Annotated in this window: 22 protein-coding genes, 1 tRNA gene, 2 pseudogenes and 1 riboswitch; of the genes and pseudogenes, 10 read left to right on the forward strand and 15 right to left on the reverse strand. The window is 69.8% G+C overall.

The window, feature by feature from the left end; genetic code table 11:
- Positions 1 to 435 (forward strand): annotated as a pseudogene (locus VF542_RS13645) (hypothetical protein); the annotation flags it as partial.
- Positions 436 to 481: 46 nt separating this feature from the next.
- Here the strand turns inward: VF542_RS13645 and dcd are convergent.
- Complete coding sequence (gene dcd, locus VF542_RS13650) at positions 482 to 1,075, reverse strand: dCTP deaminase (RefSeq protein ID WP_408652253.1); 594 nt, start codon at positions 1,073 to 1,075, stop codon at positions 482 to 484.
- Positions 1,076 to 1,114: 39 nt separating this feature from the next.
- Positions 1,115 to 1,645, reverse strand: a complete 531-nt coding sequence (locus tag VF542_RS13655; protein WP_408652254.1) for a hypothetical protein — start codon at positions 1,643 to 1,645, stop codon at positions 1,115 to 1,117.
- A gap of 328 nt (positions 1,646 to 1,973) precedes the next feature.
- On the opposite strand from VF542_RS13655, the gene VF542_RS13660 reads away from it, so the two are divergent.
- Positions 1,974 to 2,216, forward strand: coding sequence for a helix-turn-helix transcriptional regulator (locus VF542_RS13660; RefSeq protein WP_408652255.1), 243 nt, complete (start codon positions 1,974 to 1,976; stop codon positions 2,214 to 2,216).
- 62 nt (positions 2,217 to 2,278) lie between these two features.
- Positions 2,279 to 2,352, forward strand: a tRNA-Gly gene (locus VF542_RS13665).
- A gap of 176 nt (positions 2,353 to 2,528) precedes the next feature.
- Here the strand turns inward: VF542_RS13665 and VF542_RS13670 are convergent.
- From VF542_RS13670 to VF542_RS13700, 7 genes are all read right to left on the reverse strand, one after another.
- Positions 2,529 to 3,356 (reverse strand): (2Fe-2S)-binding protein, encoded by an 828-nt coding sequence (locus VF542_RS13670; protein ID WP_408652256.1) that lies wholly within the window; start codon positions 3,354 to 3,356, stop codon positions 2,529 to 2,531.
- 7 nt (positions 3,357 to 3,363) lie between these two features.
- Positions 3,364 to 4,209, reverse strand: coding sequence for a CbtA family protein (locus VF542_RS13675; RefSeq protein ID WP_408652257.1), 846 nt, complete (start codon positions 4,207 to 4,209; stop codon positions 3,364 to 3,366).
- A gap of 22 nt (positions 4,210 to 4,231) precedes the next feature.
- On the reverse strand, positions 4,232 to 4,450 hold the full coding sequence (locus VF542_RS13680) for a CbtB domain-containing protein (protein ID WP_408652258.1): 219 nt from the start codon (positions 4,448 to 4,450) through the stop codon (positions 4,232 to 4,234).
- Between the two features lie 54 nt (positions 4,451 to 4,504).
- Positions 4,505 to 4,602, reverse strand: a riboswitch (adenosylcobalamin (AdoCbl) riboswitch).
- A gap of 66 nt (positions 4,603 to 4,668) precedes the next feature.
- The gene (locus tag VF542_RS13685) at positions 4,669 to 5,445 is read right to left on the reverse strand and encodes an LLM class F420-dependent oxidoreductase (protein WP_408652259.1); all 777 of its coding nucleotides are present in this window, start codon (positions 5,443 to 5,445) and stop codon (positions 4,669 to 4,671) included.
- A 57-nt stretch (positions 5,446 to 5,502) separates the two neighbouring features.
- Positions 5,503 to 6,411, reverse strand: a complete 909-nt coding sequence (locus tag VF542_RS13690; RefSeq protein WP_408652260.1) for a hypothetical protein — start codon at positions 6,409 to 6,411, stop codon at positions 5,503 to 5,505.
- 159 nt (positions 6,412 to 6,570) lie between these two features.
- The gene (locus VF542_RS13695; RefSeq protein ID WP_408652261.1) at positions 6,571 to 6,834 is read right to left on the reverse strand and encodes a hypothetical protein; all 264 of its coding nucleotides are present in this window, start codon (positions 6,832 to 6,834) and stop codon (positions 6,571 to 6,573) included.
- A gap of 213 nt (positions 6,835 to 7,047) precedes the next feature.
- On the reverse strand, positions 7,048 to 8,259 hold the full coding sequence (locus VF542_RS13700; protein WP_408652262.1) for an ATP-binding protein: 1,212 nt from the start codon (positions 8,257 to 8,259) through the stop codon (positions 7,048 to 7,050).
- Positions 8,260 to 8,434: 175 nt separating this feature from the next.
- On the opposite strand from VF542_RS13700, the gene serA reads away from it, so the two are divergent.
- Positions 8,435 to 9,646: a phosphoglycerate dehydrogenase gene (serA, locus tag VF542_RS13705; RefSeq protein WP_408652263.1), complete on the forward strand. Its 1,212-nt coding sequence runs from the start codon at positions 8,435 to 8,437 to the stop codon at positions 9,644 to 9,646.
- Between the two features lie 54 nt (positions 9,647 to 9,700).
- Here serA and VF542_RS13710 read toward each other — a convergent pair whose 3' ends face one another.
- Entirely contained in the window at positions 9,701 to 10,630 is a 930-nt protein-coding gene (locus tag VF542_RS13710) for an LLM class F420-dependent oxidoreductase (protein WP_408652264.1), read from the reverse strand.
- Positions 10,631 to 10,832: 202 nt separating this feature from the next.
- Between VF542_RS13710 and VF542_RS13715 the strand changes: the two genes are divergently transcribed.
- Both VF542_RS13715 and VF542_RS13720 read left to right on the forward strand, forming a co-directional pair.
- Positions 10,833 to 12,752, forward strand: coding sequence for an acyl-CoA dehydrogenase (locus VF542_RS13715; RefSeq protein WP_408652265.1), 1,920 nt, complete (start codon positions 10,833 to 10,835; stop codon positions 12,750 to 12,752).
- Positions 12,753 to 12,789: 37 nt separating this feature from the next.
- Positions 12,790 to 13,596, forward strand: coding sequence for a tyrosine-protein phosphatase (locus VF542_RS13720; RefSeq protein ID WP_408652266.1), 807 nt, complete (start codon positions 12,790 to 12,792; stop codon positions 13,594 to 13,596).
- A 10-nt stretch (positions 13,597 to 13,606) separates the two neighbouring features.
- Here VF542_RS13720 and VF542_RS13725 read toward each other — a convergent pair whose 3' ends face one another.
- Positions 13,607 to 15,424 carry a thioredoxin-like domain-containing protein gene (locus tag VF542_RS13725; protein WP_408652267.1) on the reverse strand — a complete coding sequence of 606 codons (1,818 nt, stop codon included), beginning with the start codon at positions 15,422 to 15,424 and terminating at the stop codon, positions 13,607 to 13,609.
- Positions 15,425 to 15,570: 146 nt separating this feature from the next.
- Here VF542_RS13725 and VF542_RS13730 point away from each other — a divergent pair, with 146 nt between their 5' ends.
- Positions 15,571 to 16,293 (forward strand): MOSC domain-containing protein, encoded by a 723-nt coding sequence (locus VF542_RS13730; RefSeq protein ID WP_408652268.1) that lies wholly within the window; start codon positions 15,571 to 15,573, stop codon positions 16,291 to 16,293.
- A gap of 104 nt (positions 16,294 to 16,397) precedes the next feature.
- Here VF542_RS13730 and VF542_RS13735 read toward each other — a convergent pair whose 3' ends face one another.
- Positions 16,398 to 16,544, reverse strand: coding sequence for a hypothetical protein (locus tag VF542_RS13735; RefSeq protein WP_408652269.1), 147 nt, complete (start codon positions 16,542 to 16,544; stop codon positions 16,398 to 16,400).
- 256 nt (positions 16,545 to 16,800) lie between these two features.
- Here VF542_RS13735 and VF542_RS13740 point away from each other — a divergent pair, with 256 nt between their 5' ends.
- Positions 16,801 to 17,319, forward strand: coding sequence for a glutathione peroxidase (locus VF542_RS13740; RefSeq protein WP_408652270.1), 519 nt, complete (start codon positions 16,801 to 16,803; stop codon positions 17,317 to 17,319).
- A 14-nt stretch (positions 17,320 to 17,333) separates the two neighbouring features.
- Here the strand turns inward: VF542_RS13740 and VF542_RS13745 are convergent, their stop codons facing one another.
- The 3 genes from VF542_RS13745 to pdhA form a co-directional block, all read right to left on the reverse strand.
- Positions 17,334 to 18,821, reverse strand: coding sequence for a dihydrolipoamide acetyltransferase family protein (locus VF542_RS13745; RefSeq protein ID WP_408652271.1), 1,488 nt, complete (start codon positions 18,819 to 18,821; stop codon positions 17,334 to 17,336).
- A 24-nt stretch (positions 18,822 to 18,845) separates the two neighbouring features.
- The gene (locus VF542_RS13750; protein WP_408652274.1) at positions 18,846 to 19,811 is read right to left on the reverse strand and encodes an alpha-ketoacid dehydrogenase subunit beta; all 966 of its coding nucleotides are present in this window, start codon (positions 19,809 to 19,811) and stop codon (positions 18,846 to 18,848) included.
- Between the two features lie 88 nt (positions 19,812 to 19,899).
- Entirely contained in the window at positions 19,900 to 21,015 is a 1,116-nt protein-coding gene (gene pdhA / locus VF542_RS13755; RefSeq protein WP_408652272.1) for a pyruvate dehydrogenase (acetyl-transferring) E1 component subunit alpha, read from the reverse strand.
- 364 nt (positions 21,016 to 21,379) lie between these two features.
- On the opposite strand from pdhA, the gene VF542_RS13760 reads away from it, so the two are divergent.
- Together VF542_RS13760 and VF542_RS13765 are read left to right on the forward strand one after the other, a co-directional pair.
- Positions 21,380 to 21,808, forward strand: a complete 429-nt coding sequence (locus tag VF542_RS13760) for a CBS domain-containing protein (RefSeq protein WP_408652273.1) — start codon at positions 21,380 to 21,382, stop codon at positions 21,806 to 21,808.
- A gap of 118 nt (positions 21,809 to 21,926) precedes the next feature.
- Positions 21,927 to 22,736: pseudogene (locus tag VF542_RS13765) on the forward strand (hypothetical protein); the annotation flags it as partial.

Consider the following 22,736-nt stretch of genomic DNA (forward strand, 5'->3'; position numbering starts at 1 on the left):
TCGGCCAAGCTGTTCTGGGCTCGCCGGCTGGCGCACGAGACCGCGATCCACCGGGTCGACGCGGCCCTCGCGGCCGGCTACGGGGTCACCAGCTTCGAGCCGGCATTCGCCGTCGACGGCATCGAGGAGTTGTTCACCGGCTCGGCGAACCGTTTCGACCGCAGCGGCCTGACCGGCGACCGGACGATCTCCGTGATCCCGCTGGACTCCAACGCGTCCTGGACGCTGAGCATCGGCCCGGACTCGCTCAGCTGCCGGCCGGTGGCCCTCGACACTGCCGACCTGGCCGTCTTCGGCCTGGCCAGTGACCTCTACCGCTGGGTGTGGAACCGAGCCGGTGACGACGACGTGGCGCTGCGCGGTGACCTCAGCCTGGCTGACCGGTGGCGGCAGCACTTCACGGTCCGATCTCGCCGGGATCCCGACCGGGGTTGAGCCCGCAGTGATGGCGCCCCTGCCTGAGTGACCAGGTCAGGCTGGTTCAGGACGTCGGCCGCTCGGACGTCGGCCACCGGGTGAAGTTCCGGTACGAGCGGCTCGGGGTGGGACCGCGCTGATCCTGGTACCGGGAGCCGTGACGGTCACTGCCGTAGGGATGCTCGGCCGGCGAGGACAGCCGGAACACGCACAGCTGACCGATCTTCATGCCGGGCCAGAGGGTGATCGGCAGGTTGGCCACGTTGGACAGTTCCAGGGTGATGTGCCCGGAGAACCCCGGATCGATGAAACCGGCGGTGGCGTGGGTGATCAGCCCGAGCCGGCCGAGGGAGGACTTGCCCTCCAGCCTGCTGGCCAGGTCGTCGGGCAGCGTGACGATCTCGAGCGTGGAGCCGAGCACGAACTCCCCGGGATGCAGCACGAACGGGTCCTCCCCCGCGGGCTCCACCAGGGAGGTGAGCTCGTCCTGCTGCACGGCGGGATCGATGTGGGTGTACTGGGAGTTGTTGAAGACCCGGAAGTACCGATCCAGCCGGACATCGATCGAGGACGGCTGCACGAGCTCGGGGTCCCAGGGCTGCAACCTCAGCCGATCAGCCTGGACCTCGGCCCTGATGTCGCGATCGCTCAGAAGCATGGCGCGGACAGTACCGAACCCGCGGTGGGCCTCGCGACGTCAGGCGTCAGCCGGCCTGGTGGCGGGCTCGATGCTCGGGTTGTTCACCAGGGAGCTCGCAACCCGGTCGGCAAGATCCTTGCGGCCCGAGGCATACAGCCGCTGGACGTAGCTCTCGACCTCTGCCCGTTCCTGCTCGGTCAGCGCGGGCGCCGCGGGCTGCAGGTCCACACTCGGTTGCCGATGGTTCGGCTCGTCGCCGTCGTCGATCGGGCCTACCGTCGCCTTGATGAAGGATTCCAGCGCTCGCCGCTGCGCGTGGCTGAGCCGGTTGGCCTCGACCGGTGGCACCCACGGTTCCTCGGCGCCGGCCGAGAGGTTGGCCGCCGCTCGCAGCTCGACGACCGTGACTCCGGGAAGCACCTTCGCGAACGCCTCCAGCACCGACTCGGCCGGGCTTCGCGGATGACTTCCGGCCAGATACCGGTAGACCGTGGCTCGGTCGAGCGTGCCGCTGAGAGCCTCTACCAACTGCGGCTTCTGCCAGCCGTCGGGTAGATGCTCGTTGAGGTAGTCGGACAGCGTACTCAATAGCGGCGGGGTTCCTTCGGTGGTGGCCGAATAGCAAGCGACAGCGTAGAGCGCGGGCTTAACAAAGAACAGCTCTTGCTTGGGCCGACTTGTCCTGATTACGATCACGTCGCTGGTCGCTAGCGACTATAGACAGTATAGACGGCGATAGACGAACTGCCTAGTCCGTTCGTCGATTGGTCGGCCGGCGCGTCCATCGACGAACGCAAATCGACTTCCACGGGGTATCCGCGCGGTGCGTGTTACTGCCCCAAAGCCACTGCACGAGGGGGAAACGTGAGTATTGGGGTGTTCTCTGAACTCAGGCGCCGGTCTGGGATGAGGATCAATGCAACTTCGTAGCCGTCAGACGCTGATCGACTTCCTGGATGCGGCGGGCCTGTCCGAGCGGCAACTGGCGCGTGCGGCCGGTCTCGGTCACGCCACGGTGAACCACCTGTTCACCGGCCGGCGGACCACCTGCTCACTGGGCACGGCCCGCGCGATCGAGCGGGTATTCGACTGTGGCCCGGGGGTGCTGTTCGCGCCGGACACCGACGCCGACTGGATGGAGCTGAGCCGCACGGGCTGACCCGGGCTGGACGCCGGGCCCGGTTCGCTAGGATGATTGAGCGGAAGCGCTGACCAGCGCACGCGGGTGTAGCTCAATGGCAGAGTTTCTGCTTCCCAAGCAGACGGCGCGGGTTCGATTCCCGTCACCCGCTCCACTCGTCAAGGCCCACTTCCGTACCGCTCGCCTATGGCCGAGTTGACCCCTACGACCGATTGACCCTACGACCCGATTGACCCTACGACCGATAGACCGATAGACCCGATGCCCTATGGCCGGACTCCCCTACGGCCGGATAGCCCTCCGACCGCCCCCCTACGGTCGGACTCCCCGCTACGGTCGGGTCGATGCACGGCTGGCAGGTGCCGGTGCCCGCTCCAACACGCAGTCGCCGCACACCGGCACGGGCGATGCCGCCAACCGGTACACCAGGCAGCAACTGCGGCGGCGGAATGTGCCGCGGTCGCTGCCCTGGTGGCTGCCCCGCAGCGGTGGCTGGTCCAGCAACCCGGCCGCGATCACCTCGGCCTCGCCGGTCAGGCGCGGTGCGGCGGTGTCGATCAGGGCCACCGCGCCGTGCACGACCGATGCGACGTTGCCCCAGAGCACCTGCTCGGACACCTTGAACGGCCGGCACGCCTGGACCAGCGCCCGTACCGGCCCGGCCAGCAGGCTCACCGCCAGGGCGTCGGCGAGACGTGCCGGGTCGTGACGGCTGGCAGGATCCTGAGGGCAGGCGGCGTCTCGCCGGTTCGCCGACGTCATCACGTCGTCGCGGATCGAGAGCGCGAGGGCGCCGTGAGTACTCGGCTGCCATCGCATCCGGGCCGGGTCCACCTCCAGCAGGCCGCCGGTGAGCAGCGCCACGCCGAAGGCCGGGCAGATCAGCCGGGCAGCCAGGCGCAGCTGGGCCATCGACGCGGCGACCCTCGGCTCCACGGCGTCGACCGGGCGCCCGCTTACCTCAGCAAGGGCGCCTCGCACCGCGGCAACCCATGCCCGCAGCGCAGCCGGCTGGTGGAACAGCTCGTCAAGCGGGCGCCACGGGGCAACCGCCGGGGACCGCGCCGGGTGCGAGTCGAGGGCGAAGAACGGTCCCAGCCCGGCCAGCTCGGCCAGTACGCCGGCCCGCACCGGATCCGCCGCGGGAGCTGTGGTCACCGGCCGGTCAGGCCTGGGCTGCCGCCGCACCCGACCGGTTCGCCGCGCCGGCCGCCTGGCCCAGCAGCCGATCGGCCATCGGTGCGAACAGCAGCCCGATCGCCGACCACAGCAGGAGCTGCCCGGCGACGGAGTAGAGCCGGAAGTAGAACAGCACGTCGGCGGGAAAGCCGGGATAGCTGATCGCACCGTTGGCATCGGTCAGCGGCAGCGGGGTCTCCGACGCCGTGGCGGCGAACCGGCCGGTCGCGGGCTGGCCGAAGGACGGCAGCAGCGCCATCACGGTGCCGATCGCGACGACGAACGCCGCACCGGCAAGCAGGCTGGCGTTCCAGTTGCCGAACCGCGCCCGCAGCCGCTGGCCGAGCCAGACCGCGAGCGCCAGCAGCGCCACCGAGGACAGCACCATCACCAGGTACATGCCGGTGCGCTGCCGAATGGTGTCGGCCAGACCGACCGCCGGCGGGTTGGCGGGGTAGCGCAGGAACGGCACCAGGTACAACCCGAGGAAGCCGGCGGCGGCCACCAGCAACGCCAGCGGGCGCGGGCGCAGCCGGCCGACCCGGCCGAGGCAGACCGCGTAGACGAGCGCGAACAGCGCCCCCATCCCGATGCCGAAGGCGATCATTCCCACGCCCATGCCGACGTCGGCCTGGACGGTGCGGGTGAACAGGTCGGACTCGGCGGGCAGGCCGGCCGACTTGTCGAGCAGTGCTTGGGCGGCATCGCGGCCGGCCTCGTAGTCGATCGCCTTCTGGACGTACGGCTCGGCGAAGACCCGGCTGAACACGAAGCTCAGCAGCCCTGCGATCGCTCCGCAGAGCACGCCACGGCCGATGAGGTCCTTTTCCATGTTCCGTTCTTGCGCGACGTGGCTAGTGGCAGGGGAACCCGAGCAGGTGGCGGGCGTCGTGCACGAACTCGTGGATGTTGCTGTTCTGGCCGAAGATCGAGACCGCGCCCTGGTCGACACCGATCAGGAAGTACATCGCCATCGCCAGGAACAGGGCGCCGGCCAGCCACAGCACTGCCGTGCTGATCGGCAGGACAACGGGGGTGGCAGTGGTGGTGGGCGCGGGTGAGCTGCTGCTCATGTAGTGCCTCCTTCAGGGATTCTGCGTCCCTTGGTAGGTGGGCCGGTTGGGCATCGTGATGGCGAAGCAACCTGACTCGCCGGACACCGCGGTGGCCGACTCACAGTGGCGCGACCGTGCCGGGATCTCACCGGCTTCCGCACGCCATCACGCACCGCGGACGCTAACGTCCGGGCCGGTGCGCCGTCAACCGGACACGGCCGGCGGACGGCAGCCGGCTACAGGCTGTCGCGCCAGGCCACCCAGTCGCGCACCGCGCTCAGGTCGTAGGACGGTCCGCTGAGACCCACCGTGAACAGCCGCGCGCCGGCTTCCAGGTAGGCAGGGCCGACCTCGGCCGCCGTCCCTGGCTGCACGGCCACCGAGCGCTCGATCTCCTCCAGGCTCCGGTCGAACTCGGCGCACCAGCCGGCCAGCACCTCGGACTTGTGCTTGAAGGTGTCGAGGTCGGAGAAGGAATGCCAGATGTCGGCGTGCCGAGCCACCATCCGCAGCGTCTTGCGCTCACCGCCGCCACCGATCAGCACCGGGATCTTGCGCGTCGGTGCCGGATTCAGCTGTTCCCAGCGCCCCTCGATCCGGGGCAGCGACTCGGCGAGCTGGTCCAGGCGGGAGCCGGCGGTGCCGAAGTCGTAGCCGTAGGCCTGGTAGTCCTTCTCGAACCAGCCGGAGCCGATGCCCAGGATCAGCCGTCCGTTACTGATGTGATCGACCGTGCGCGCCATGTCGGCAAGCAGCTCGGGGTTGCGGTAGCCGTTGCAGGTGACCAGCGCGCCGATCTCGATCCGGGAGGTCTGCTCGGCCCAGGCGCCCAGCATGGTCCAGCACTCGAAGTGCTTGCCCTCGGGCTCACCCCTGAGCGGATAGAAGTGGTCCCAGTTGAATGCGATGTCGACGCCGAGGTCTTCGGCCTCGGTCACCGCCCGCCTGATCTCCGCGTAATCGGCATGCTGCGGCTGGAGCTGGACACCGATGCGTACTCCGGATGTGGTCACCCACCAGACGCTACCGCCACCGGATGGCAGGACGGCAAGCCCGGCTCGCCCCTGGACTCATTGCAGATACCGCGGTGGCGGCGGTGGCTGCCCGACGCCGGACGCGGCCTGCTGCAGCTCCATCGCCAGGTTCTCCTTGCGCATCCGCAGGTCGACGTAGAGCAGGGAGTCGATGCTGGCCTGGAACGGTGCGGTCAGGGTCGCCACCAGGGCAGTCCCGAGCGCGGAGATCAGCAGGTACGCCCACGACAGCGAACCACCGCCGCTGGTGCCGAGAAAACCGGTCGGCTGGTCCCCGGTCACGGCGCTGGCGATGGCGCCCACCACCGCGCTGGCGGCGCCGCCGAGGATCACGGTGATGCCGAAGCCGAGTGCCCGGATGCCCCAGACCCGCCAGAACGTGCCGCGAACCAGGTGCTGAGATCGTCGCAGCGCGCGGCCGATGCCGCGGTTCTCGATGATCAGCACCGGTACCGCGACGGCCCAGATACCCCACAGCCAGATACCGGGTGCCAGGCACAGCGCCAGGCCGAGCGCCGCCAGCAGGCTGACCAGCAGCGACAGCACGATCAAGCGCCAGATCCTGGAACGCACCTTCAACCACACCAGGTCCCAGCTCGCCGTCCGGCCGACGACGTCCTCGGTCACCACCACCACGATCATCCCGGTGAGCACGGCAGCGATGATGGTGCCCAGCAGCGACAGACCCAGCGTGCTGCCCAGCAGCTTGCCCAGCTGGTCCCAGTGCACCTGCGGATTGGCCGGGTCGCTCCGGTCGACGGCCTGGGCGACCTGCACGTTGGCAGAGCGCTGCACGATCAGCGCGATCAGCGCCTGGACGGCCCCGGCTGCCGCCGAGAGCCAGAGGACGGTGCGGGCATTGCGCTTGATCGCCTCGAACGCGCCGCCGAGGACCTCGCTGACGGTCAGCGGGCGCAGCGGTATGCAGCCCGGCTTGGGGGCCATCGCACCGTAGTACGGATTGGCCGGCGGTAACCCACCGTAAGGCGGCGGCTGAAACACGAAGTCTCACCTCATTCGGCGGTAGCGCCCTACCGCGGCGAAAGCTGTCGCCGCCATCTTGGCAGAGCCGTCTCGGCGCTGGTGCCGGCGCCGCCCTCGCGCTCAGCCGTGCAGTGCGCTCTGCAGGACCAGCATGCCGGCTCCGAAGGCCAGCACCAGGAAGACCACCACCGACAGCAGGACGACCGCGTCCAGTAGGCGGTCATTGACCGCGGCGGCCGTGCCGGCGCGCTCTGCGCGGGCATACCGGCGTTGCTGCCGGGACGAGGCGCCTACCGGATCCGGCTGGGCGGCCCGCGCCTCCCCCGGGCTGACGCCCGCACCGGTCAACCGGCGGGCTCGCCACTGGGCGGCACTGATCGTCACCTTTCCAGGTTCCGACCCGTCATCGCGGCGCAAAAGCCCCGAGCTCGAACTGCAACCTAGGCGTGATCCGGCAGCGACAACTCCGGTGCCGACAGGTCCGGCGGGCCGAGGTGATCAGACCGCTGGCTAGGCTTGCCTAGGTATCCCTAAGGCACAGGCTAGAGCAGCCTAGAAACACCTAGAGGAACCTAGAAAGCGCAAGCGGGCGTCGGCTCACTCGATGTGCTGGGCGCGCAGGTAGCGCCCGAAATGCGGAACGGTGAAGGCGATCTGGCCGCGGGTGCCCGAATAGATCAACCCCTTCTTCAGCAGCGCATCGCGTGCCGGTGACAGTGACTGGGGCTTGCGGCCGAGGAAGTCGGCGACCGCCGCGGTCGGCACCGACTCGGGTTCGGTGGGTGCCTCGGCCGAGGTCTGCACCGCACAGGCCGCCGCCGCCATGCCATGCAGGTACTCCCGCTCGGCCGGGGTTGCCCGCTCGAACCGGGAGCCGAAGAAGCCCACCGCGAGCTCGGCCTCGGCCTCGGGTGCCGCCACCCGGACGTCGGCGGCCGTGATCGGAGAACCGGGCGCGATGTCCCACACGGCCTTTCCGTAGGCCTGGATGAAGTACGGGTAGCCGGCGGTGATCTCATACATCGCGGCCAGGCCGTCGGGGGTGAACTCCGCGCCCTCGTCCCGGGCCGGTGACTGCAGCGCCCGGTCGGCCGCCGCCCGGTCCAGCCGGTCGATCCGGGCGTAGCGGAACAGCCGCTCGCTGTAGGACTTGCTCGCCGACAGCACCGCCGGCAGGTGCGGCAGGCCGGCCCCGACGACGACCAGCGGCAGGCCGTTCTGGCTCAGCTCGTGGCAGGCGGCGCACAGCGCCGAGACGTCCTCCGGTGCCACGTCCTGCATCTCGTCGAGGAAGATCGCGATGCCTCGGCCGGCGTCGCCAGCCAGCCCCGCCACGTCACCGAACAGCTCGACCAGGTCGATCTCGATGTCGCCGGAGTCGGCCCGGCCCGGCACCGCGGCCACCTCGATGCCCGGTTGCCAGCGCTCGCGGAGCTTGGCGCCCGGCACGTCCTTCTGCGCGAAGGACCGCAGCACGCCGAGCACGTGCTCCGCGCCCGGATGGCCGGCGCCGAGTTCGCGGATCGCCACGTGCAGGGCGGCGGCCAGCGGCCGGCGCAACGACTGGTCCGGCCGTGCCTCGAGCTTTCCGGTGCCCCAGCCGGCCCGCACGGCGGCTGAGCGCAGCGCGTTGAGCAGCACCGTCTTGCCGACGCCGCGCAGGCCGGTCAGCACGATGGAGCGCTCCGACCGGCCGCGGGCCACCCGCTCCAGCACCACGTCGAAGGCCAGCAGTTCAGCGTCCCGGCCAGCCAGTTCGGGGGGCCGCTGGCCTGCTCCGGGGGCGTAGGGGTTACGGACCGGATCCATGGCTTGGACCGTATCCGGTTGTCTAGGCACAACCCGAGATTGACCGATACAGCGTGATCGTGTCGCGAGAGGCCGGCCCGGGGGCGACTAGACTGGCGCGTCGGCGGGCAACGGCGCTCGCGAACCCCGCCCGCGATCCCCACCCGGGAACCCCAGAAGCCCTCGAAGGTGAGTTGTGCCAGCCAGCCCCGTACGCGTACTGCTGCTCGAACACATTCATCCCGAGGCGGTCGAGCGGTTGCAGTCGGCCGACTTCGAGGTCACCAGCCTGGACCGCGCCCTGGACGAGGCGGAGCTGATCGACGCGATCGCCGACGTGCACCTGCTCGGCATCCGGTCCAAGACCCAGGTCACCGACAAGGTGCTCAGCGCCGCCCCCAACCTGCTCGCCATCGGCGCCTTCTGCATTGGTACCAACCAGATCGATCTGGTGTCGGCCACCGAGCACGGCGTGACGGTCTTCAACGCCCCGTTCTCCAACACCCGCAGCGTGGTCGAACTCGTGATCGCCGAGCTGATCGCCCTGACCCGGCGGCTGACCGAGAAGAACGAGCTGATGCACTCCGGCATCTGGGACAAGTCCGCTGCCGGCGCGCACGAGATCCGGGGCCGCACCCTGGGCATCGTCGGCTACGGCAACATCGGCACCCAGCTGTCGGTGCTGGCCGAGAACCTCGGCATGCGGGTGCTGTTCTACGACACCGCCGACCGGCTCGCCCTCGGCAACGCCCAGCGCAGCAACAGCCTCAAGGAACTGCTGCACGACTCAGACGTCGTCACCCTGCACGTCGACGGCCGGCCGGAGAACAAGAACATCTTCGGCGCGGCCGAGTTCGCGGCGATGCGCCCGGGCAGCCTCTTCCTCAACCTGTCGCGCGGCTTCGTGGTCGACTACTCGGCACTTCGCAAGGGCATCCAGAACGGCCACATCGCCGGTGCCGCGGTGGACGTGTTCCCGATCGAGCCCAAGGGCCGCGGCGATGAGTTCGTCTCCGAACTGCGCGGGCTGCCCAACGTCATCCTGACGCCACACATCGGCGGGTCCACCGAAGAGGCTCAGCAGGACATCGGGCAGTTCCTCGCGACCAAGTTCCTGGACTTCGTCACCGAGGGCTCCACCGCCCTGTCGGTCAACCTGCCGGGCCTCGGGCTGCCCCGGCGCAAGGACACCCTGCGGCTGGTGCACCTGCACCGCAACGTGCCGGGCGTGCTGGCTCGGGTCAACGGCATCCTGGCCGAGCACGACGTGAACATCGAGGCCCAGCTGCTGGGCACCCGCGGCGACGTCGGCTACCTCGTGACCGACAGCGTCAGCGGCACCACCCAGGCCATCGTCGATGAGATCCGGGCAATGCCCGAGACGATCCGGCTCCGCGTCCTGATCTAGACCCGCCTGGCAAACCCGCACCATCAGCGGCGAGCGCCTACAGCTGCGGTGCGCCTACAGCTGCGGTGCGACGTCGGCGGCGATCAGCTCCAGCTGATCCAGGTCCCGGAGGTCCATCAGCTGCAGGTAGGCCCGGCTGGCGCCGGTCTCGGCGAACTCGCCGAGCTTGGCGACCACCTCGGTGGGCGTGCCGGCCAGCCCCTCGACGCGCAAGTCCGCCAGCTCGCGTCCCAGCGCCTCGGCCCGGCGGCGCAGGTCTGCCTCGGTCCGTCCTACGCAGATGACCTGGGCGATCGAGTAGGTCATCTCCCCGGCGGCCCGGCCGGCCTCGGCGACCGCGGCCCGGACCCGGTCGAAGATCTGCCCACTCTCGATCACCGACCGGAAGCCGCTGTTGTACTCGTCGGCATGCGCCGCGGCCAGCGTGGCCGAGCGACGCTTCGCCGCGCCGCCGAGGATGATGGGCACTCGCGGCCGCTGCACCGGCTTGGGCAGGGCGGGCGAGTCCTGCAGCCGGTAATGCTCGCCGGCGAAGTCGAAGAGCTGCCCGACCGGTGTCTGCCACAGCCCGTCGATGATCGCCAGTTGCTCGGCGAGCATGTCGTAGCGAGTGGCGACGTCGCCGAAGGGGATGCCGTAGGCGGTGTGCTCGGCCTCGAACCACCCTGCTCCCAAGCCCAGCTCGACCCGGCCACCGCTCATCTGGTCCACCTGAGCGACGGTGATCGCCAGCGGTCCGGGATGGCGGAAGGTGGCCGGGCTCACCAGGGTGCCCAGCCGGATCCCGCTGGTGTCGCGGGCCAGGCCTGCCAGTGTCGCCCACGCGTCGGTCGGACCGGGCTGCCCGGACCCCGCACCCATGTTCAGGTAGTGGTCGGAGCGGAAGAACGCATCGAATCCGAGCGCCTCGGTGGCCTGGGCCACCCGCAGCAGGTCCTCATAGGTGGCGCCCTGCTGCGGCTCGGTGAAGACCCGCAGTTGCATGCTTTCGAGGCTAGCGCTGCCCGGGAAAGCCCGGCGCGCCCGGGGCTGGCAACCCTCGGCAACGCCTGAGAAGGCAGGCGCGACATCGAAGGCGAAACTGACAGATCGAGCAGTCGGGCCATTCGGGCCGCGAATCACTTGCGACACCTACTCGTCGGTAATACTCTTATGCTACTGACGAGTAACAAGGAGATCGACCATAATGGGCCACTACAAGAGCAACCTCCGCGACATCGAGTTCAACCTCTTCGAGGTGCTCGGGACCGGCGACCGGCTGGGTACCGGACCGTTCGCCGAGATCGATGCCGATACCGCTCGCGGGATTCTCCGGGAGGTCCGCACGCTTGCCGAGGGCCCGTTGGCCGAGTCCTACGTCGACTCCGACCGCAACCCGCCGGTGTTCGACCCGGCCACTCACTCGGTGACGATGCCCGAGGGGTTCAAGAAGTCCTACAAGGTCTGGCAGAACGCCGAGTGGTGGCGGCTGGAGACGTTGCCCTCGGTGGGCGGCACCCTGGCTCCCCGGTCGCTGGTCTGGTCGATCGCCGAGATGGTGCTGGGAGCCAACCCCGCCATCTGGATGTTCAACTGCGGTCCGGCCTTCGCCAACATCATCGACCAGGTCGGCACCCCCGAGCAGCGCAAGATCGGCCAGCTGATCATCGACAAGCGCTGGGGCGCCACCATGGTGCTGACCGAGCCGGACGCCGGCTCCGACGTCGGCGCCGGCCGCACCAAGGCCATCCGGCAGGCCGACGGCAGCTGGCACGTCGAGGGCGTCAAGCGCTTCATCACCTCCGGCGACCACGACATGGCCGACAACATCGTCCACTTCGTCCTGGCGCGGCCGGAAGGTGCCGGACCCGGCACCAAGGGCCTGTCGCTGTTCCTGGTGCCGAAGTTCGACTTCGACTGGGACACCGGCGAACTCGGTGCCCGCAACGGCGCGCTGGTCACCGGGGTCGAGCACAAGATGGGGTTGAAGGTCTCCACCACCTGCGAGGTGACCTTCGGCGAGAAGGCGCCGGCGAAGGGCTGGCTGCTCGGCGAGGTGCACGACGGCATCGCGCAGATGTTCAAGGTCATCGAGCACGCCCGGATGATGGTGGGCACCAAGGCCTACTCCGAGCTGTCGGCCGGGTACCTGGCCGCCCTGGACTACGCCAAGACCCGGGTCCAGTCGGCGGACCTGACCCGGGCCGCGGACAAGACCGCTCCCCGCGTCACGATCATCCACCACCCCGACGTGCGCCGGCAGCTGATGCTGCAGAAGGCCTACGCCGAGGGCTTGCGGGCGCTCGCGCTCTACACCGCCAGCGTCCAGGACCGGATCCAGGTCACCGAGTACTCCGAAGCCGCCAGCGCGGGAGCCGGCGTCGACGAGGTGCCCGCCGGTGGGCTGGCCGACGGCACCGGCGGCCAGCCAGGACGCTCGGCCCGGCAGGCCGGCAGCACCGACGAGCGGCTCAACGACCTGCTGCTGCCGATCGTCAAGGGTGTCGGTTCCGAGCGTTCCTACGAGCAGCTGGGCCAGGCGCTGCAGGTGTTCGGGGGCTCCGGGTTCCTGCAGGACTACCCGCTGGAGCAGTACATCCGCGACAACAAGATCGACTCGCTGTACGAGGGCACCACGGCGATCCAGGGCCAGGACTTCTTCTTCCGCAAGATCGTGCGTGACAAGGGCGTCGGGCTGGGGGCGCTGTCGGCCGAGATCCAGGGCTTCCTGGACTCGATCGCCGAGGAGGGCCGGCTCAAGGTCGAGCGCGAGGCGGTCAGCCGGTCGCTGACCGAGGTGGGCACCATGGTCGCGGCGATGATCGCCCAGTTGACCTCGGCCCAGGACGATGTCCGCAACGTCTACAAGGTGGGGTTGAACACCACCCGGCTGCTGATGTCGTGCGGTGACCTGGCCGTCGGCTGGCTGCTGCTGCGCCAGGCTCACGTCGCGCTGGCCAGGCTGGACGGTAACGGGCTGTCCGCCGCTGACAAGTCCTTCTACGAGGGCAAGCTTGCGGTCGCGCGGTTCTTCGCCACCACGGTGCTGCCGGAACTGGTGGCACGCCGCAAGGTCGTCGAGTCCACCGACAACGCCATCATGGACGTCGGCGAGGAGGCCTTCTAGCGCCCGGCGCCGGCGGCGCAATGGTTAGGGTGTGCCCATGACGGTCGGTGCGGCGAACTGGATCAAGCTGCAGGGCGCGGTGAACGCCCGCGACGTCGGCGGCCTGCCGACCGACGGCGGCGGCACGATCCGGTCCGGGGTGCTGATCCGCTCCGCCAGCCTCGGACACCTCACCGACGCCGACGTCCGCCACCTGCTCGGCGACCACGGGGTACGCCGGGTGGTGGACCTGCGGACCGACATCGAGGTCGACCGGGACGGCCCCGGCCCGCTGCATGCCCAGCCGGACGTGGTGATCCACCATCTGTCGCTGTATCCCGACACCGCCGACCGTACCGAGCTGCCGGCCGGCCAGCAGGGCGAGGCGCCCGCTGCGCTGCCCTGGCACCAGCAGGGGTTCGCGACCGCGCACGGCCCGGTGGTCGCGTCCTACCTGCGCTACCTGGAGCAGCGGCCGGACTCCATCGTCGCGGCGCTGCGGGCGATCGCCGAGCCGGCCGGTGCCACCGTGGTGCACTGCGCGGCGGGCAAGGACCGGACCGGCGTGGTGGTGGCACTGGCCCTCACCGTGGCCGGCGTTCCCCGCGAGCTGATCGCCGCCGACTACGCCCAGACCCAGTCCCAGATCGCGGCCATCGTCGGTCACCTGGCCCGCAGCGACCTCTACGGCTTCGAGGTGGGCCAGCCGGACAAGATCCCGCCGGCCTCGGCAGCGGTGATGGTGGCGGTGCTGGAGGCGATCGACACCGACCTCGGCGGCGTGCCCGGCTGGCTGGCCCGGCACGGCTGGACCGACGCCGACACCGAGCGGCTACGGCGGAAGCTGATCGAGCAGAGTTCTTAACCGAACAGCATCAGCCGAGCAGCATCAACCGCAACTGCGAGCTGCCGCCCTCGGCCAGCCGGATCGGCACTCCCCAGTCCTGCCGAGCCAGGTGGCAGGCCGGGTGCTCGATCGCGGGGTCATCGTCACAGGAGGCCGCCTGCGCGGTGATGTGCAGCACGCCCTCCGTTCCGGGCTTGCCGGCCAGCACCAGGTTCCGGCTGAGCCCGGTGGACGTCCCGGCGCCGGCGGCCAGCAGCCCCGGTGGTGAGGCGCTGACCGCCAGCTGGGTGGCCGGCCCGTACCGCTCGTCCAGCTTCCGGCCCGGCGGCGGCACGAACGGCACCGTCAGCTCCAGCTCTCCGGCGGCGAGTTCGGTGACCGGGCGGTGGGTGTGCAGCGCCGCGCCGAGCACCCGGTCCAGCTCGCCGGCGGTGACCGGGCGGACCAGCTGGTGCGCGGCGGACTCGACCACCACCAGCTCGCCGTCCACCAGCACCAGTCCGGACGGCTCGGCGAGCCCGGTGGCCAGCGTGCTGACCTCGTCGGTGGCCGGGTCGTAGCGGCGGATCGCGCCGTTGTAGGTGTCGGCGACCGCGATCGAGCCGTCGGCCAGGACGGCGAGCCCCAGCGGGTGCTGGAACCGGGCCTGACCGGCCGGGCCGTCACGGTGGCCGAAGTCGAACAGGCCCTCACCCACCGCGGTGTGCAGCTGCCCGGCGGTGTCGAGGTAGCGCAGCGCCGAGTTCTCCGAGTCGGCGAACCAGACCCGCTCGCCCTGCACGGCCAGGCCGGACGGCTGGGCCAGCCAGCCGTCGAGCGCCGGGCCGTCCTTCAGGCCTTCGACGCCTGCGCCGGCCAGGATGCTGACGGCGCCGGTGCGCGGGTCCCAGCCGAGCAGCAGGTGCACGCCGGCCGCGGCGATGACCACCTGCCCGCTCGCCGGCCACCAGGCGACGTCCCAGGGTGAGAGCACCGCCGGCACCGGGCCGGTCACCGTGCTGACCCCGGTGAGGCCCGCGGCCAGGTCGACGGTGTGCACGATGGCGGCGTCGGCCGACCGGACGCCCCGCAGCTGGTGGTTCGCGGTGTCGGCCACCACGACGTCGAAGCCGGCTTCGGCGGCCACCTTGGCCGGCAGTTCGGTGAGCCCGTTCGGTTCGGCCAGCCGCTGCCCGCCGGAACCGCGCTCGCCGGAGCCGATCCGGCGCCGCACCGTGACGCCGTCCAGTTCGGTCTCGGCCAGCTGGTGATGCCCGCTGTCGGCGACCAGCAACCTGCCGCCCGGCGCCGCACCGCCCAGCCGGATGGCCTTGGCCGGAAACCGCAGCGCGCCGGCTGATGGCTCGGCGGGCTGGTACGGGTTGTCGCCACGGCGCAGGGTGCCGGCCGCGTCGTACCGGGCGATCAGGTCCTCGATCATCAGGGCGAGGCCGCTGGCCTGCCCCTCGCCGGCCGCCTGGGCGACCACATAGCCGTCCGGGTCGATCAGCACCAGTGTCGGCCAGGCCCGGACGGCGTACTGCTGCCACAGCCACAGCTCGGGATCGTTGAACACCGGATGCGCCACCCCGTAGCGCTCGGTCGCCGCCGCCACCGCGTGATCTGACTTCTCGTGCTCGAACTTGGGCGAGTGCACCCCGATGATGACCAGCTCGTCGCCGAAGTCGCGCTCCAGGGCGTGCAACTCCTCGATGACGTGCAGGCAGTTGGCACAGCAGAAGGTCCAGAAGTCCAGCAGCACGACCTTGCCGCGCAGCGCGCGCAGGCTCAGCGGCGCGCCGACGTTGAACCAGCTGCCCGAGGGAAATTCCGGTGCCCGGACGCGAGCCTGTTTCGCCGTAGTCACCGGTTCAGTCTGCCGGACACCCGACAATGCCCACGATCGGGCGGCGGCGCGCAGGGGGCCCGCCCGCGGAGACCCACGCCTAGCGGCCGAGGTGCTGCTCGCCACCATCACCTGACGGTGCGCGGTGCGTACGGCACGCTTGAGCCATGCACCCCGTCACCGGCCAGGTCGGCACCGTCTCGCTGCTGGCCCGTTACCCGGTGAAATCGATGCGCGGCGAGCGGCTCGCCCAGGCCGAGGTCGAGAACCGGGGCTTCGCCGGGGATCGGCAGTGGGCGGTCTACACCACGGACGGCGGCATCGGAAGCGGGAAGTCCAGCCGGCGGTTCCGCCGGATCGACGGGCTGCTCGGGTTCCGGGCCAGCCTGGCGGCGTCCACCAGCGCGGTCCCGCTGATCGAGTCGCCGGCCGGCCAGCGGTTCCGAGCCGACGAGCCGGAGGCTGAGGAGTTGCTGAGCGCGGCGTTTCACCAGCCGCTGAGGCTGGCCCGCGAGGGCGGTATCCGGCACCACGACGATTCCGGCCTGCACCTGGTCACCACCGCCGAGGTGCGCAAGCTCGCGGAACTGCTCGGCGATGCCGTCGACGTGGCCCGCTTCCGTCCCAACCTGGTCCTGGACGTGCCGGGCACCGGCTTCGTCGAGGACGGCTGGACCGGTCGTGAGCTGCGGCTGGGCAGCGAGGTGGTGATCCGGCTCGGAGCCGGCATGTCGCGCTGTGTGATGGTGGACATGGCTCAGGGGCCGCTGGACCGGGACGGCCGGATCTTGAAGGTCCTCGGGCAGGAGCACCGGTTGCTGCTGGGGCTGAAGGCCGAGGTGGTGCGGACCGGAACCGTCCGTCAGGGCGATCTGGCCGTCTTGAGCTGAGGCACAAGAAGGCCCGCCCCGGCATCTCGGCGAGAGATGCCTGGACGGGCCCCTGACTTACGGCCGGCGGTCAGCTGACGGCGAGTGCGCCGTCAGCGACGGCCTCAGCGGCTGAAAGCCTGGTTCTGGTGGTAGTTCTGGTGGGCGGCTATCGCCAGCAACTCGGTGCGCATTGCCGGTGATGCGCTCAGCAGCGCGCGCTCGTACTGCCGGTACGCCCGCCGTGCACGCAACTTCCGCTTGATGTCCATGTCGAGCTCCCTTACTGCCTTGCGGCCTGATGAGTGACGTCGCTGTCGGTTCATCGGGGCTGCTGGGCGACCGTCGTACGTCAAGCTTCGTTCGCCTAGCGGTGTACTACTGCCTCGATCTGTTAGTCATCTTATCCGATTTCCCTAACAAAGCGAATCCGATGCCTACGTTGTGCTTAACATCATCCGTCGTCAGATATTCCCGCCGGAGGCCCGGCAGGCCGCTGCCGGGCCGGCGCTGGCTAGGCTGGCCGGCATGTCGATCTCCGATGTACGGATAGCCCCGCTGACCGCTCCGGCCGATGGCACCGGCCATGCCGATACCAGCCTCGCGCCGCGGCCAGGCGTCACCACCCTGGTGGTCAACGTCGCCTCCCGATGCGGCCTCACCCCGCAGTACGAGGGACTGGAGCGGTTGCAGAAACGCTTCGCCGACCAGGGCTTCACCGTCCTCGGCGTGCCCTGTAACCAGTTCGCCGGCCAGGAGCCGGGCAGCAGCGAGCAGATCGCGGAGTTCTGTTCAACCACCTACGGGGTCAGCTTTCCGCTGACCGAGAAGGTCGAGGTCAACGGGGCGGGGCGGCATCCGCTGTACACCGAACTGGTGGACGTGCCCGATGCCGAGGGCTACACCGGCGACATCCGGTGGAACTTCGAGAAGTTCCTCATCGCCCCGTCCGGACAGGTGGTGGCCAGGTTCGCCCCGCAGACCCAGCCGGAGTCCGACGAGGTGGTCTCCGCGATCGAGGCCGCGCTGTCCGCATCCTCCGGCTGAACGGCCCGACCGGGTCAGAGCAGCGCCAGCCCCGGATCGCGCAGCACCGCCGCGACGTCGGCCAGGAACTCCGACCCCTGCTGGCCGTCCACCGAGCGGTGGTCGAAGGACACCGCGAGCTGGGTGACCCAGCGTGGCTCGATCCGCTCGTCGTCACCGTCGCCGACCACCCAGGGCTGCCGCCGGATGGCGCCGAAGGCCAGGATCGCCGCCTCGCCCGGGTTCAGGATCGGCGTGCCGGTGTCGACGCCGAACACCCCGACGTTGGTGATGGTGAAGGTGCCGCCGCTCATGTCGGCCGGTGTGGTCCTGCCGGCCCGGGCGGTGTCGGTGAGCGTGCCGATGGCCTCGGCCAGCTCCAGCAGGGACAACGCCTGCGCGCCCTTGATGTTGGGCACGATCAGGCCCCGGTCGGTGGCCGCCGCGATGCCCAGGTTGACGTAGTGCTTGACCACGATCTCGCCGGCCGCCTCGTCCCAGGTGGAGTTGATGATCGGGGTGCGCCTGGCGGCCCACAGCACGGCGCGGGCGACGAACAGCAGCGGCGAGACCTTGACCCCGGCGAACTCCCGCCGGGCGCCGATCCGCTTGCGCAGCTCCATCATCTCGCTGACGTCGACGGTGATGAACTCGGTGACGTGCGGTGCGGTGAACGCCGAGGCCACCATCGCCGCGGCGGTGTGCTTGCGCACCCCCTTGATCGCGATCCTGGTCTCGGCCTCGCGGGCCGGCACGGCGGTGGCCGCCACCGGGGCGTTCACGGCCTGCTGGACGTCCTCGCGGGAGATGGTGCCGTTCGGACCGGTCGCCACCACGGTGCCGAGATCCACCCCGAGGGTCTTGGCGAGCTTGCGGACCGGTGGCTTGGCCAGCACCGCCCGGTGCGGGTCCACCACCGCGGTCGCGGCACCCGCGCTGGGAGTCACCTGGAATGCCTCGTGGGCGGTGGGGGCCGGTACCGCGGCCGAGGGCTGCGGCCGCTTGCGCCGGCGCCCGCGCTCACCCGAGACGCCGTAGCCGACCAGCACCGACTGCCGCTCGCCGCCGCCTGAGCCGTTGCCCGAGGCCGCACCGCCGGACGCCGAACCGTTGACCCCGCCGTCCGCGGGCGGTGTCGGGATCATGTCCTCGGCGCCGCCACCCACCGGGGTCTCGGCAATGCCCGGGGCCTCGGCGGGAGTCTTGGCAGTCGCGGGCGTCCTGGCAGCGGCCTGCGGCGTCGGCTGGCTGCCACCGGATCCGCCGGTCAGCTCGCCGCTGCCCACCCTGAGCGTGATGATCGGTTGGCCGACGTCGACGGTCACGCCCTCGTCGAAGTGGATCTCGTGCACTACCCCGGCATAGGGCGAGGGCAGTTCCACCGCCGCCTTGGCGGTCTCGACCTCGACCAGCACCTGGTTGACGACGACCGGATCGCCGACCTTGACCTCCCAGCGCAGGATGTCGGCCTCGGTGAGGCCCTCCCCGACGTCGGGAAGTTTGAAATGCTTCAGCTCAGCCACGTTGCTGTTCTCCTGGTAGGCGATCTAGTAGGCGAGGGAGCGGTCGACGGCGTCGAGGATCCGGTCGACGTCGGGCAGCCACTCCTCCTCGACCCGGCTCGCCGGGTAGGGGGTGTCGAAGCCGCCGACCCGCAGGACCGGGGCTTCGAGTGAGAAGAATGCCCGCTCCTGCACCCGGGCCGCGATCTCGGCACCCATTCCCAGCGTCACCGAGGCCTCGTGCACGACGACCAGCCGGCCGGTCTTCTGCACCGACCGCACCACCGTGTCGGTGTCCAGCGGCGACAGTGACCGCAGGTCGATGACCTCCAGTTCCGAACCGTCCTCGGCGGCGGCCCGGGCGGCGTCCAGCGCGGTGGCGACCATCGGACCGTAGGCGACCAGCGTGGCGTCGCGGCCCGGCCGGATCACGTGAGCCTTCTCCAGGGCAGCGGGGACCGCCTCCAGGTCGACATCGCCCTTGGCCCAGTACCGGCGCTTGGGCTCGAAGAAGATCACCGGGTCATCGGACTCGATGGACTGCCGGAGCATCCAGTAGGCATCGGAGGGGTTGGAACAGGTGACCACCTTCAAGCCGGCGGTGTGGGCGAAGTAGGCCTCCGGCGATTCCGAGTGGTGCTCGACCGCGCCGATGCCGCCGCCGTACGGGATCCGCACGGTGATCGGCATCTTCACCTGGCCGAGGGACCGGTTGTGGAACTTGGCCAGCTGGCAGACGATCTGGTCGAAGGCGGGGTAGACGAAGCCGTCGAACTGGATCTCACAGACCGGCCGGTAGCCCCGGATGGCAAGGCCCACCGCCGAGCCGATGATGCCCGACTCGCCCAGCGGCGCGTCGATCACCCGGTCCTCGCCGAAGTCCTTCTGCAGGCCGTCGGTGATCCGGAAGACGCCGCCGAGCTTGCCGACGTCAAGGCCCATCACCAGCACCTTGGGGTCGGCTTCCATCCGGTTGCGCAGCGCCGCGTTCAACGCGGCCGCCATGCTCATGGTGCTCATACGATCTCCCCGCTCGCTTCGCTGCGATGCTCGCTCATCGCCTGCTTCGCTCCGCTGCTCGCTTCGCTGCGATGCTCGCTCATCGGGCCTCCTCGAAGGAGTTCAGGTACTCGGCGTAGCCGGCCCGCTGCTCGGCCAGCTCGTCGGTCATCTGGGCATAGACATGGTCGAACGGCGACAGCGGGCCGGGATCTTCCAGCGTGCGGCAGGCTTCGCGGATCCGTTCGGCCAGCGCGTCGGACTCGGCGTCCAGGGAGTCGAAGAAGTCCTGGCCGATACCGGCCTCGCGCACCAGGTAGGCCCGCACCCGTTCGATCGGGTCCCGGAGCCGCCAGGTCTCCAGCTCGTCGGAGAGCCGGTACCGGGTCGGGTCGTCGGAGGTGGTGTGCGCGCCCATCCGGTAGGTGTAAGCCTCGATCAGCGTCGGTCCCTGCCCCGAGCGGGCCTCGTCCAGCGCCAGCCGGGTCACCGCCAGGCATGCCAGCACGTCGTTGCCGTCGATCCGGACGCCCGGAAAGCCGAAGCCGGACGCCCGCTGGAACAGCGGCACCCGGCTCTGGCGCTCGACCGCCTCCGAGATCGCCCACTGGTTGTTCTGGCAGTAGAACACCACCGGCAGGTTGGCGGCCGCCGCCCAGATGAAGGCCTCGTTGACGTCGCCCTGGCTCGACGCGCCGTCGCCGAAGAAGGCCAGCACCGCGGTGTCACGGTCGTACTCGCCGGAGCCGACGGCCCCGTCGCGGACCACGCCCATGGCATACCCCACCGCGTGCAGCGTCTGGGCGCCCAGGACGATGGTGTAGAGGTTGAAGTTGTTCTCGTTCGGGTTCCAGCCACCCAGGCTGACCCCGCGGAACATCCCCAGCAGCGTCACCGGGTCGACGTCGCGGCACCAGGCAACCCCGTGCTCGCGGTAGGTCGGGAACGCCATGTCCTGCTTGCGCAGCGCCCGCGCGGCACCCACCTGGGCGGCCTCCTGACCGAGGCAGGACGCCCACAGTCCGAGCTCACCCTGCCGCTGCAGCGCGGTGGCCTCGGCATCGAAGCGGCGGACCAGCACCAGGTCCCGGTACAGCGAGGTGATCTCGTCGTCGGTGATCTCCAGCGGGAAGTCCGGATGCGACACCCGGCTGCCCTCAGGAGTCAGCAGCTGGACCAGATCCGGCTCTGGGGGGACGTGTCCGTGTAGCGACATCAGGTCTCCTCGCGTTTCGAGCACCGGCTGCGGGATCACCGCGGGTGCCCTCAGGCTTGCTTGTTCTGGCTGAGGCGGCTCTGCCAGTCCAACTATGTGAACTTCTGGCGAGTCTGGCCACGGGCGAACTCAGGGGTGGCGAGTGCCCGCGCGGCGACTGCGTGTGTCTCATAGTCGCATGAACTGCCCGATGCCTGGTGGGAACCTCGATCACCCTGGCGGGAATCACACCCGGCGGCTGCCGTAATCACCCGCGCTGCGGCGACCGTCGATGGCCCAACAGGGCCCGCAGAACTCTTTCGAGGCCACCGGCACTCCACTAGCGTCTGCAGTGAGGGCTCACCCGAAGTAACCAGGAGGCCAGATGCTCATCGCGGAAATCTTGCGGCGCAAGGGTTCGGAGGTCATCACCATCTCCTCCGACGCGCCGGTGTCGGAGATGGTGGCGAGCCTGGCCGAGCACAAGATCGGCGCGCTGGTCGTGGTCGAGGACGGCCGGACCGTAGGCATCGTCTCCGAGCGTGACGTGGTGCTCCGGCTGCACCGGGACGGTGCCCGGGTGCTGGAGGCGCCGGTCTCGGAACTGATGACCACCGACGTGGTCAGCTGCCAACCCACCGACGGCGTGGACCAGATCGGCGCCGCGATGACCGAGCGGCGGATCCGGCACATGCCGGTGCTGGCCAACGGCGAGCTGGCCGGCATCGTCACGGTCGGGGACGTGGTGGCGGCCAGGATCGCCGACCTGGAACAAACCCGCGGCCAGCTCGAGAGCTACATCACCCGAGGCTGAGGCGCGCCGTAGCCCGGAGCTAATGCTGTAAAGAATTGGTAACAGCATTGTCACCATGCCTGCGGTGAGCGTACGTTTCCCTAACTTTTCTTTTCGCCCGAATTGTTAGGGATGCCCCATGGTGCTTCCGTCGCTCCCGCATGCCCTCGTACCCCACCAGCACCCCAAGAAACGTCACGGAACCGTCCTCAGCGCGGTGCTGACCAGTGCCGCCCTGGTGGTGCTGGGACTGCTGGCGCTGCCGGGTCAGCCGGCAGCGGCGGCTTCGGACATCGGAGGTGTGATCACCACCAACGAGGTGATGCAGCGGGCCGCCGACTGGTACAGCCTCGCGCCCAACTACTCCCAGAGCTCCTACAGCTGGGACCTTGGCAACACCCGCCAGTACCGGCAGGACTGCTCCGGCTTCGTCGACATGGCGCTGCACCTGGGCACCGACTACAACACCGACGGCATCGCGGCCAGCTCGTTGTTCGTCGATGTCGGACCGGCCAGCAGCTCGCTGACCACGGCCGACGTCCGGCCGGGTGACGTCTTCGACGACACGATCGACGGCCACACCTTCCTGTTCGAGGGCTGGGCCGCCGACAGCGTGCACATCTCCTACTACAACTTCGGCGGCGGCAGCTCCGGCACCGCGCCGCCGGAACACCACATCGGGGAAACCTTCAGCCAGAGCTACCTCGGCGGCGAGCCCACTTCCCGTTACCGGATCTACCGGTACAAGAACATGGTCTACAACGACGCCTCGAACTCCGGGGCGCTGATCGGCGCGTCGGATTGGTATCACATCTTCGTCACCACCAGCACCGGCGCGGTGGCCCAACGCTACGGCGGCGGCAGCAGCTGGGCCTGGGACAGCATCGACGGCACCATCCTGGTCGGCTCCCCAGCGGTCAACTACTACCCCGACACCAACGAATACGAC

Origin of the sequence: Jatrophihabitans sp., assembly GCF_036389215.1 — a bacterium.
Taxonomy (GTDB): Bacteria; Actinomycetota; Actinomycetes; order Mycobacteriales; family Jatrophihabitantaceae; genus Jatrophihabitans_A.

Coding starts and splice junctions, on each gene's coding strand:
- VF542_RS13660 (WP_408652255.1), top strand. CDS start 1,974: ATGCAACTTCGTAGCCGTCAGACGCTGATCGACTTCCTGGATGCGGCG.
- VF542_RS13710 (WP_408652264.1), bottom strand. CDS start 10,630: ATGCAACTGCGGGTCTTCACCGAGCCGCAGCAGGGCGCCACCTATGAG.
- VF542_RS13680 (WP_408652258.1), bottom strand. CDS start 4,450: ATGAGCAGCAGCTCACCCGCGCCCACCACCACTGCCACCCCCGTTGTC.
- VF542_RS13700 (WP_408652262.1), bottom strand. CDS start 8,259: ATGGATCCGGTCCGTAACCCCTACGCCCCCGGAGCAGGCCAGCGGCCC.
- VF542_RS13760 (WP_408652273.1), top strand. CDS start 21,380: ATGCTCATCGCGGAAATCTTGCGGCGCAAGGGTTCGGAGGTCATCACC.
- VF542_RS13715 (WP_408652265.1), top strand. CDS start 10,833: ATGGGCCACTACAAGAGCAACCTCCGCGACATCGAGTTCAACCTCTTC.
- VF542_RS13675 (WP_408652257.1), bottom strand. CDS start 4,209: ATGGAAAAGGACCTCATCGGCCGTGGCGTGCTCTGCGGAGCGATCGCA.
- VF542_RS13750 (WP_408652274.1), bottom strand. CDS start 19,811: ATGAGCATGGCGGCCGCGTTGAACGCGGCGCTGCGCAACCGGATGGAA.
- pdhA (WP_408652272.1), bottom strand. CDS start 21,015: ATGTCGCTACACGGACACGTCCCCCCAGAGCCGGATCTGGTCCAGCTG.
- VF542_RS13735 (WP_408652269.1), bottom strand. CDS start 16,544: ATGGACATCAAGCGGAAGTTGCGTGCACGGCGGGCGTACCGGCAGTAC.
- VF542_RS13720 (WP_408652266.1), top strand. CDS start 12,790: ATGACGGTCGGTGCGGCGAACTGGATCAAGCTGCAGGGCGCGGTGAAC.
- VF542_RS13740 (WP_408652270.1), top strand. CDS start 16,801: ATGTCGATCTCCGATGTACGGATAGCCCCGCTGACCGCTCCGGCCGAT.
- VF542_RS13690 (WP_408652260.1), bottom strand. CDS start 6,411: ATGGCCCCCAAGCCGGGCTGCATACCGCTGCGCCCGCTGACCGTCAGC.
- VF542_RS13730 (WP_408652268.1), top strand. CDS start 15,571: ATGCACCCCGTCACCGGCCAGGTCGGCACCGTCTCGCTGCTGGCCCGT.
- dcd (WP_408652253.1), bottom strand. CDS start 1,075: ATGCTTCTGAGCGATCGCGACATCAGGGCCGAGGTCCAGGCTGATCGG.